The sequence below is a fragment of the Ruegeria sp. YTSC004 genome (assembly GCF_059609805.1).
On the sequence record NZ_JBXWMJ010000005.1, the window covers coordinates 95,197 to 104,511 of the forward strand.

13 protein-coding genes are annotated in these 9,315 nt (G+C 57.7%); 3 read left to right on the forward strand and 10 right to left on the reverse strand.

Annotation, left to right across the window (positions count from 1 at the left end):
• Positions 1-40: 40 nt before the first annotated feature.
• The 3 genes from AC2FFP_RS10920 (at position 41) to AC2FFP_RS10930 (ending at position 1,312) form a co-directional block, all read left to right on the forward strand.
• Complete coding sequence (locus AC2FFP_RS10920) at positions 41-256, forward strand: putative signal transducing protein (RefSeq protein WP_037316655.1); 216 nt, start codon at positions 41-43, stop codon at positions 254-256.
• Positions 253-1,026 (forward strand): tRNA1(Val) (adenine(37)-N6)-methyltransferase, encoded by a 774-nt coding sequence (locus AC2FFP_RS10925; RefSeq protein WP_496844538.1) that lies wholly within the window; start codon positions 253-255, stop codon positions 1,024-1,026. The genes AC2FFP_RS10920 and AC2FFP_RS10925 overlap by 4 nt, the downstream gene beginning before the upstream one ends.
• 121 nt (positions 1,027-1,147) lie before the next feature.
• Entirely contained in the window at positions 1,148-1,312 is a 165-nt protein-coding gene (locus AC2FFP_RS10930; protein ID WP_282152494.1) for a YdcH family protein, read from the forward strand.
• On the opposite strand, the gene yddG is transcribed toward AC2FFP_RS10930, so the two are convergent.
• The 10 genes from yddG to AC2FFP_RS10980 all read right to left on the reverse strand — a co-directional run bounded on the left by yddG (position 1,309) and on the right by AC2FFP_RS10980 (position 9,311).
• On the reverse strand, positions 1,309-2,175 hold the full coding sequence (gene yddG / locus AC2FFP_RS10935) for an aromatic amino acid exporter YddG (protein ID WP_496844539.1): 867 nt from the start codon (positions 2,173-2,175) through the stop codon (positions 1,309-1,311). The genes AC2FFP_RS10930 and yddG overlap by 4 nt on opposite strands.
• Positions 2,172-3,119, reverse strand: coding sequence for a transcriptional regulator GcvA (locus AC2FFP_RS10940; RefSeq protein ID WP_496881027.1), 948 nt, complete (start codon positions 3,117-3,119; stop codon positions 2,172-2,174). Before AC2FFP_RS10940 ends, yddG begins: the two co-directional genes overlap by 4 nt.
• Positions 3,120-3,422: 303 nt before the next feature.
• Positions 3,423-4,145, reverse strand: coding sequence for an acetoacetyl-CoA reductase (gene phbB, locus AC2FFP_RS10945; RefSeq protein ID WP_109312925.1), 723 nt, complete (start codon positions 4,143-4,145; stop codon positions 3,423-3,425).
• A gap of 187 nt (positions 4,146-4,332) precedes the next feature.
• Complete coding sequence (locus AC2FFP_RS10950; protein ID WP_496767575.1) at positions 4,333-5,508, reverse strand: acetyl-CoA C-acetyltransferase; 1,176 nt, start codon at positions 5,506-5,508, stop codon at positions 4,333-4,335.
• Between the two features lie 183 nt (positions 5,509-5,691).
• Positions 5,692-6,525 carry an EAL domain-containing protein gene (locus AC2FFP_RS10955; protein WP_496767573.1) on the reverse strand — a complete coding sequence of 278 codons (834 nt, stop codon included), beginning with the start codon at positions 6,523-6,525 and terminating at the stop codon, positions 5,692-5,694.
• A gap of 103 nt (positions 6,526-6,628) precedes the next feature.
• A complete protein-coding gene (locus AC2FFP_RS10960; protein WP_113792041.1) occupies positions 6,629-6,817 on the reverse strand; it encodes a hypothetical protein in 189 nt (62 codons plus the stop codon).
• 90 nt (positions 6,818-6,907) lie between these two features.
• The gene (locus AC2FFP_RS10965) at positions 6,908-7,879 is read right to left on the reverse strand and encodes a sterol desaturase family protein (protein ID WP_058278810.1); all 972 of its coding nucleotides are present in this window, start codon (positions 7,877-7,879) and stop codon (positions 6,908-6,910) included.
• Entirely contained in the window at positions 7,876-8,262 is a 387-nt protein-coding gene (locus AC2FFP_RS10970; RefSeq protein ID WP_496756477.1) for a hypothetical protein, read from the reverse strand. The genes AC2FFP_RS10965 and AC2FFP_RS10970 overlap by 4 nt, the downstream gene beginning before the upstream one ends.
• Before the next feature lie 60 nt (positions 8,263-8,322).
• The gene (locus AC2FFP_RS10975; protein WP_496767571.1) at positions 8,323-8,652 is read right to left on the reverse strand and encodes a hypothetical protein; all 330 of its coding nucleotides are present in this window, start codon (positions 8,650-8,652) and stop codon (positions 8,323-8,325) included.
• A gap of 92 nt (positions 8,653-8,744) precedes the next feature.
• Complete coding sequence (locus AC2FFP_RS10980; RefSeq protein ID WP_058273552.1) at positions 8,745-9,311, reverse strand: TlpA disulfide reductase family protein; 567 nt, start codon at positions 9,309-9,311, stop codon at positions 8,745-8,747.
• Positions 9,312-9,315 lie beyond the last annotated feature (4 nt).

Sequence of the window (9,315 nt, forward strand, 5' to 3'; positions counted from 1 at the left end):
GGCTCGACTTCCGCCTTGCCTTGCCCTTACATCCATCCCCATGAAAGAACTTTTGCGCAGCACCGATCCGACGATTCTGGCCTTTGCTTCTGCCCTTCTTGAGGGCGAGGATATAGACTGCTTTCAGATGGACGTAAATATGAGCATCCTCGAAGGAGGCATAGGAATCTTTCCGCGCCGCCTGATGGTGCGAGCCGACGACCTGACCCGCGCAGAACGAGTAATGCGTGACAACGAAATCCCGCTGGGCAGATGAACCTGTTTTCCGATAGTGAATTGACCAAAAATGACTTTCTGGGCGGGCGTGTGCGTTTGTGTCAGCCACGCGCAGGGTATCGTGCAGGTGTTGACCCGGTTCTGCTGGCAGCGGCGGTCCCGGCGACACGTGGTCACACTGTGCTGGAATTGGGCTGCGGCGCGGGTGCCGCGATCCTGTGCCTGCTGGCCCGTGTGCCGGGTCTGCAGGCCGTTGGGGTCGAGTTACAGGCAAGCTATGCAGAATTGGCACGCCGAAACGCCGCGGAAAATGGCGCGCCGCTAGAGGTAGTCGAGGCCGATATCAGTGCATTGCCAGCTACGCTCAAACAGCGGCAATTCGATCATGTACTCGCAAACCCGCCTTATTACCGCGCTGGCGCGCATAGCCCGGCCGATGACACCGGGCGTAGTATTGCGTTGGGCGAGCAAACGCCTTTGGAGACATGGATTGACTGCGCGGCCAAGCGCCTCGCGCCTCGTGGGTACTTGCATATGATCCAGAAAGCCAACCGTCTTCCCGACATATTGATGGCATGCGAAGGGCGGTTGGGATCGGCGGAAATCCTGCCACTGGCCGCCAGAGCCGGTCGCAAGGCAGAATTGGTAATTTTACGGGCCAGAAAGGGTGGGCGCGCCGATTTTCAGCTGCGTGCGCCAGTCGTATTACACGATGGGGATCGGCACGAACGTGATGGGGAAAGCTATACGCCAAAGGTCTCAGACGTATTGCGCAAAGGGGCCTCGCTGCCGGGGTTTTCTGATCAATAGGCATTAACCAGCCGAATTTGTCGGATTTATTACAGATTCTGTGCGTCTGCGGCGTGACAGGCTGGAAACGATGTGGTCAACTTCTTACGTGAACCTGAGACACCAACGAAGGAGTATCGCCATGAGCGTGAGCGCACATCTGACCGAACTGAAGAAAAAGCACGAAAACCTCGGTCTTGAAGTTGAACAAGCCCAACGCGCGCCAGGCATCGATGATCTCCATATTGCTCAACTCAAAAAACAAAAACTAAGGCTAAAAGAAGAGATCGAACGCCTGTCAGCCTAGGTTTTCATACTCGCCCGCGCGGCAATGGCCGCGCCGCCAGTAATCAAAAGGGCCGCGATCGCCAGACCCCAGGTCGGGGCGGCGATCCCGGCCACAACCAAAGCTAGCGTAGACAACAAGGGTGCCGCGTACGACGCCGTCCCCAAGAGTTGTATGTCGCCTTGCTTGACCCCAATATCCCAGACATAGAACGCCAACCCCACCGGCCCCAGACCTAGGGCGATCACTGACGCCCAGCCAAAGGCACTGTCAGGCCAGACGGTATCTTCGACAGCTAGGTGCAGCGCGGCGGACGCGATGGCAGTCGCAATGCAGAAAACGGCGACAGAGCTGGTTGGTGTATCGCCCAGCCGACGCGACAGGACCGAGTATCCAGACCATGTCAGCGCGCATAAAAAGGCCAACGCGTAGCCTGGCAGGTGGTCGGTCTGAAACCCGGTGCTGCCACCCCTGGCAATGATCACGGCGGCCCCTGCGAACCCAAGGCACGCGCCGAACAAATGTCCGATGCGCAGGTGTTCGCCCGGTAAAAGTCCGGAAAACAGCACAATGAGCAATGGCCAGAGATATGCGATCAAACCAGCCTCGGCCGCCGGAGCTATGCGCAGGGCCGAGAAATATAGCGCGTGATAGCCGAACAACCCGATGGTGCCGAACAGATAGGTGGTCCACGGCACGTCCCGCAATTGCCGCAACCCACCGCTGCGCCAAGTCCAGATCAGACCAAGTGTTCCACCAATAGAAAAGCAGATTGCATTCAGCAATAATGGCGGCGTGGGGGATGACCCGACTGTGAACAAGGCGAGCAGCGACCACAGCAAGACGGCGGCAAACCCGATGGCTGTAGCGCGCGATTTGGTCATGGGCTTTGAACTTCTTCTACCGGAATAATGTTGAATTCGTCCGAGATATGCGCGGTCTTTTCAATTTCGGCCATGAACCAGTCGCGGAAAGCGGCGATCTGGGGTCTGTCTTCTGCACCTGGCAAGCACAGAAACCGAAACCGGCCTTGTGTTTCGATAGCCGTCTTGAAAGGGGCAACAAGACGCCCCTCGGTAAGGTCCTTCAAGATCATAGCCCGGCGACCCAGTACCACGCCCACGCCCGCAACCGCAGCATCAATTGCGTGGTCTGCGTTCGAAAAATGCGCCCCATGCGTTGGGGCATAATCCACTCCGACCGCGCGAAACCAGGTCGGCCAATCGCTGGGCAGTTGCAGGAACGCAATCGAATCGTCGAAGATCAATGGTGCATACCGCAGGCTGTCGGGGGTGGGGAATTGCTCGGCCAGATCTGGTGTCATCACCGGGGTCAGCCATTCCTTGCGAACTTGTAGGGAATACAGCCCTTCATCGCCACCATAACCAAACCGAATGGCGACATCCACGTCATCACGTTCAAGGTCCATGATCCGCAATGTTGCCGAGAACTTGAGATCAATTTCGGGATGCGCCCTTGCAAATTCATACAGGCGCGGTGCCAGCCACTTGGCTGTCAGCGCCGGGCCTGCTGTCACGGTCAGCGAGGTATCGTTGCCCTGTCGGCGCGCAGCTTGCCACGCCGTCTGCAATGCGGCGAATCCATCGGCCGCGCCGGGGGCAAGGGCGCGTCCGGCCTCGGTCAGCTCAACAGCGCGGTTCAAGCGGTGAAACAAGGGCCGGCCCAGATGTTCCTCCAGTGATTTTATCTGGAAAGACAGGGCTGCCGGGGTCACGCGCAACTCCTCTGCGGCTTTGGCAAAGGACATGTGGCGTGCTGCGGCGTCAAAGGCGCGCAGGGCGGTTAGCGGGGGAAGATAGTCGCTCATAAATACACAAGAAAATCTTAACTGAAACCCAAAGAAAGCTCGTTTGCCGTCTTGATTTATAAGGCGCATATTGGGTTCAAGTCAAACGCAGCTGAACTGAAAGGAAGACTGCCATGATCGAAATGACGACCAACCCCGCAGCTGCCCGCGCCTTTCAGCGGGCCCATGCTGAACGTGGCAAGATGATCAAACACGCACTTATGTGGCTATTCGGTTCCCGCTGAGCGCAGCGCGCGCGTTCTTACGGGATAAATAAGGGCCGGTCCGAAATGGACCGGCCCGTTGTCTTTTCTACGCTTCAGATCAGACGAAGAATTGCGCACCGTTGGCCGAGATGGTCGAGCCATTGATGAACTGAGAATCGTCGGATGCCAGGAACGCCACGCAGCGCGCGATTTCTTCGGGCTCACCCAGGCGACCTGCTGGGATCTGGCCGATAATGGATTCGCGGACTTTTTCGGGAACAGCCATCACCATCTCGGTTGCGATATAGCCGGGGCAGATCGCGTTGGCGGTAATGCCTGCACGCGCGCCTTCTTGCGCCAGCGATTTCACGATACCCAGATCGCCTGCTTTAGTCGCGGCATAGTTCACCTGAGCGAACTGGCCCTTCTGACCATTGATCGAGCTGATGACGATGACACGACCGAACTTACGCTCGCGCATGCCGTTCCAGACGGGGTGCACGGTGTTGAACACGCCGGTCAGGTTGGTGTCGATGACCTGGTGCCACTGTTCGGGGGTCATCTTGTGGAAGGGTGCGTCGCGAGTGATGCCCGCGTTTGCAACCACGATGTCGATCGCGCCAACCTCGGCTTCGACTTTTTCAATTCCGGCTTTGGATTCGTCATAATCAGCGACGTTCCACTTGTAGGTGGCGATGCCGGTCTCTTCGGTGAACTTCGCGGCGGCTTCGTCGTTCCCCGCATAGGTGGCTGCAACATTGTACCCTTCGGCCTTGAGCGCCTTGGAAATTGCTGCGCCGATGCCGCGGGAGCCGCCGGTAACGAGTGCTGTACGTGCCATTTAGGAATCCTCCAATTAAAGTCGTCTTGGTAATGCTGTTACTTTGAGAGGTGATCGTGCGCAATATTGTTTCGTCATGATTTTCTAAATTCCGCGTGGCAATATCGTCGCATCTTTGGGTTAAGGCCCCAATGTAACAAAAAAGGGCGCCCAAGGGACGCCCTTTTCTATTCGCTTGTCAAAGCACTTAGTCGCGCTCCACGCACAGGGCGACGCCCATGCCGCCGCCGATGCAGAGAGTGGCGAGACCTTTCTTCGCGTCGCGGCGTTTCATTTCGAAGAGCAGCGTGTTCAGAACGCGGCAGCCCGAAGCGCCGATCGGGTGACCGATGGCAATGGCGCCGCCGTTCACGTTCACGATCGACGGATCCCAGCCCATGTCCTTATTCACGGCGCAGGCCTGTGCGGCAAACGCTTCGTTCGCCTCGACCAGATCCAGATCGTCAACGGACCAGCCCGCTTTTTCCAGCGCTTTGCGCGAAGCGTAGATCGGGCCTACGCCCATGATCGACGGGTCCAGACCGGCGGTTGCATAGGATGCGATACGGCCCAGTGGCTCGATTCCGCGCTTTTCAGCATTTTCGGCGGACATTAGCAGGGTCGCCGCCGCGCCGTCATTCAGGCCGGATGCGTTTGCGGCCGTGACCGAACCGTCCTTGGTGAAGGCCGGGCGCAGCTTTGCCATCGCTTCCATGGTGGCGCCATGGCGAATGTACTCGTCAGCGTCCATCACGATGTCGCCCTTGCGGGTCTTGATGGTAAAGGGGGTGATTTCGTCGGCGAACTTGCCAGCCTTTTGCGCGGCTTCAGCCTTGTTCTGCGACGCGACGGCGAATTCGTCCTGCATGTCACGGCTGATCTGCCATTTCTCGGCGACGTTTTCAGCGGTCTGGCCCATGTGATAGCCATTGAAAGCATCCCACAGACCATCGCGGATCATCGTGTCGATGTACTTCATGTCGCCCATCTTTTGACCTGCACGCAGAGCGGCGGCGTGGGGCGAAAGGGTCATGTTTTCCTGACCACCGGCAGCCACGATATCAGCGTCGCCCAGTTGGATGTGCTGAGCACCCAAAGCAACGGCCCGCAGACCAGAGCCGCAAACCTGGTTGAGGCCCCATGCTGCGCTTTCCTGTGGCAGACCGGCGTTGATATGTGCCTGACGGGCGGGGTTCTGACCCTGAGCTGCCGTCAGCACCTGTCCCAGAATGGTTTCGCTGACTTCGCCCTTTTCCACGCCTGCGCGTTCTACTACGGCCTCCAGTACGGCGGCCCCAAGATCATGCGCTGGTGTGTTTGCAAACGAGCCGCCAAAGCTGCCCACTCCGGTACGCGCGGCGGATGCGATTACTACGTTGGTCATTTAGACAATCCTTTACCGTCAAGGTCCTGCGGGATATTCGACGGCGCGGATCGCACAAAGATAACTCTGTGGCAGTAAGAGCGCCTCATGTTCCCCGCTCCAACTCCACATGGCATAGCGCAACGCTGCAGTTGCAGCAACGGTCAGCTTGCCTCAGGTCGGGCGTGGACCGGATAAATCACTCTAACTGGCTGTATGTTTGCGCTTTTCCGCCTTCCACGGGGCGGAAACGGTAGGGGCGCCAAACAGGAACCCCTGCAGGCAGTCGACGCCGTTGGCGATAAGGAATTCGGCATCCTTCTGTGTTTCGACTGATTCGGCGGTCACCAGAATCTCGAATTCCCGCGCCACGGCGATCAAGGCCCGCACCAGCGCCTGATTGTCCGGATTTTCGCCGATTCCGTGGATGAATTGGCCGTCGATCTTGGCGGCATCAAAGAAAAACTCGCGAAAATTTCGAAAGCTGAAATTGCTTGCCCCAAAATCATCAAGCGCAAAGGCGATACCGCGCGGCTGCAGACGGTCCATGAAATCGATCACCAGCTCAGGCACCGTCATGGCCGAGCTTTCTGAGATTTCCAAAATCAGCCTTTCGCCGATATTGGCATCTTTCTTCAAAAACCGCTCCAGCACACGTGACCATCGCGCGTAACCGATCGATCGGGCTGACATGTTGATGGACAGGCGAATGTCGGGGTTTTTGGTCAGCGTCCGCAATCCCATTTCAAGCGCGACACAGTCCAGCTCGCGCCCGATTGGAGTGTTTTCCAGTTGTGGCATGAACTCGCGCGCGGGGATGACCCGACCGGTTTCGTCCAGCACTCTGATGAAGCCTTCGTAGAAGGCCACGTCATGCGGCCTGTTCGCCTGCATCACCGGTTGAAAGGCCAGTTTGCACTGTTTGTGCTTCACCGCTTCGGTCGCCATTTCAATCGTCGAGGCATCGCGGGATTTGACAGCCGCGTTCAAGGGGCTGTCCCCACCTTCGGGCAAATCTGCCAGTACCTTCTTCCGCATGTACAACCCGTTTCCTTTAGCGCCGCCGGTCTGGTGACGATTTCAGAGGAAAGGTATGAATCTGCGGTTAAGACAAACGCAATTGTTTAAGGTCAGGCTTGGGTTACCGTGTCGTTTCCCAGATGCGTCCCAGCGCTGCAAAGCCACCGACCAGCGCACCCATGAAGCCCAAAAGCATCATGCCAAAGCCCAACGCGACGATCCCCGTCGCACCTCCAGCCAACGCCGTCAACATAGCGAGCACCACTCCGGTAAGGCCCATAACGGTGGAAAGGGTTGTCAGTCTGGTCATGTTGCCTCCGGTTACTCGCACTGCACACATCGATTGGATATGGGACGCGAGGGCCGGATTTCAAGAATCAGGTCGGATAGGTCGGCGGCATCAGGCCTGTTTTGCCTGCGTATTGGGCTGTTTGGTGTCGAATTGTTCGAATCCTGGCGTTCCACGATCTTCCGGGTGGCGGTCCAGATGCTTGGCTTTAATCTGTTCGGAATTGTCCCGGCTGCCATCATGGCTGTAGCCGGGGGGGGCAAAGCAATACGCCAGTCGCTGACGCATCGTCAGGCCCGGTTGTGTCGCGTCGCGCCAAATTCCAACCCATTCGTGAAAGGCCACACGCAGTGGGTTGAAGGTGCCGATATTGTGAACCAGCCCATAGTCGACGCGGTCGTCTTCCTGTTCCGGCACGAAGGTCCCGAACAGCTTGTCCCAGATGATGAAAACGCCGGCATAGTTGCAGTCCAGGTAGCGTGCATTGCGACCATGATGGGCGCGGTGGTGGCTGGGCGTGTTCATCACCGCCTCAAACCAGCGGGGCATCTTGCCGATGGCTTCAGTATGAATCCAGAATTGGTAGATCAGGTTCAGACCACCGACGAACAACACCATCGCCGGATGGAAACCCAATAGGATCAAAGGCGCGCGAACCACCATCATGAAGGTAAACGTATAGGTCCATGTCTGACGCAGGGCGGTGGTCAGGTTGTAGTGTTGCGAGCTGTGGTGGTTCACGTGGCTGGCCCAGACCCAGCGAATGCGGTGACCAAAGCGGTGCACCCAGTAATAGCGGAAATCATCCAGCACAAAGCACAGAAGGATAACGGGGATAGAGGTGCCCAGGTTCAACGGCGTGATCTGCCACAGCCACATGAAGAATGCATAGGCGATAAACCCCAACAGAAAGCCGGATGCGATGTTGCCAGCTCCCATGATCAGCGATGTAACAGCGTCCCGCGTCTCATAGCGGCCGCCGCGTCCTTTGACGGCGATCCACAGAAACTCGGCCAGAATAGCAGCTATGAAAAAGGGGACGGCCCACTGCACGGCGTCCGGGAAAGTCACGTGGTCGGTCATGCGGGCTCCATCAGGTGCTGCCAGTGGCGGCGTTCGCGTTCGTCAAGGTGGATTATGGCTTTGGGCGTTCCGAAGTCGTGGAATTGAACCTGGAACCCTTGCGGGTGATCCAGCAGATCAAAGTCCAGCAGGTGCCGGGCAACGGTGTCTGCACCAAAAGACCACAGCAGACCATTTCCTGTTTCGGTTCGGATCAGGGCCGCGTGCCCGTCATGTGCAACGGTGACATCGATGATCGAATCATCCGGCGCATGACGCAGCCATTCTGACCACGCCAATTCGGGCGATAGCACGCGCAATCGGGATCTGCCTGTCAGGTGCAGCAACAGGGTTATCCCGGCGATGCCTCCGACCACCAGAACCAATAGAATTTCAAGCGGCATTCCGTCCTCCTGCGCGGCAGAGTGCAAAGCGGCAGGCAGGCTGTCAAAGGTGGCGTCGCGTCAGCTATGTTCCAGACTGTCCAGAACCTCATACTGGACAACTCGCTGGACAAACGGCACCAATCCGTCCGACCCCGAGGCGCGATCCTTTAGGTGGATACAGATATCGGGCCTGCGCGCCGCGATGATTCCCACCATCTCGCCGCGTATCCTGTCATCGAGACCGGCACCCATGATCGCGCAGGCGATGCGCGGCTCTTCGTCCAGCTGCCGTTTGACTTCTTCCTGATCATGCGCGCCAAGCCATTGGATCGGAAGGTGATCCAATTGACGCGCAACATCACCGATCACGTTGGGCAATTTTCCAATCAACAGAACTACCGGTTTCATCGTCGTCTCCCCTTCCTTCAGGTTGCAAACGAAAACCGGCCCATCTGGGCCGGTTTCAGCATAACACAAAACGTTCAGGAAGGCCTGATGCTTCAGCTGTTGCCCTCGACAAGGGTTGAAACGATGGCCTTGGCGCTGTCCGAATTCCACTCGGCATCTCCGATCAGGCGGGCAATCTCGTTGCCGTCGGGGTCGAGAATGACAGTGATTGGCAGGGCGATCACGCCCATTTTGCGTGCAACTGCCGATTGGGGGTCCTGATGACGTGGCAGGTTGTCGATGCCGTTTTCCTCGAAAAACTTCTTGATCCCGGCTGGCGAGTTACGCCCTGTGGCCAGTGTCACGACCTCGAACTTGTCGCCGCCGAATTCTTCTTGCAGCTCGGCGATCTGGGGCATTTCCTTGCGGCACGGCGCACACCAAGTGGCCCAGAAGTTCAACAGAACATATTTGCCCTTGTAATCCGCAAGTGTCGCGGTGCCGCCGTCATCCTCAAGCTGAAATTCAACTGCTTCGACTGGCTTTGGCTCTTTGTGCAGGATCAGCCGTTTTAAGGAGTCCTCCCGGAGCGGTGCCAGAGTTTCGGCATCCGTGGCCAAAGCCGCGTTTGCACCCAACGCGAGGGCCATATAAAGGGGGATCAGACGAAATAGGCGCATATCA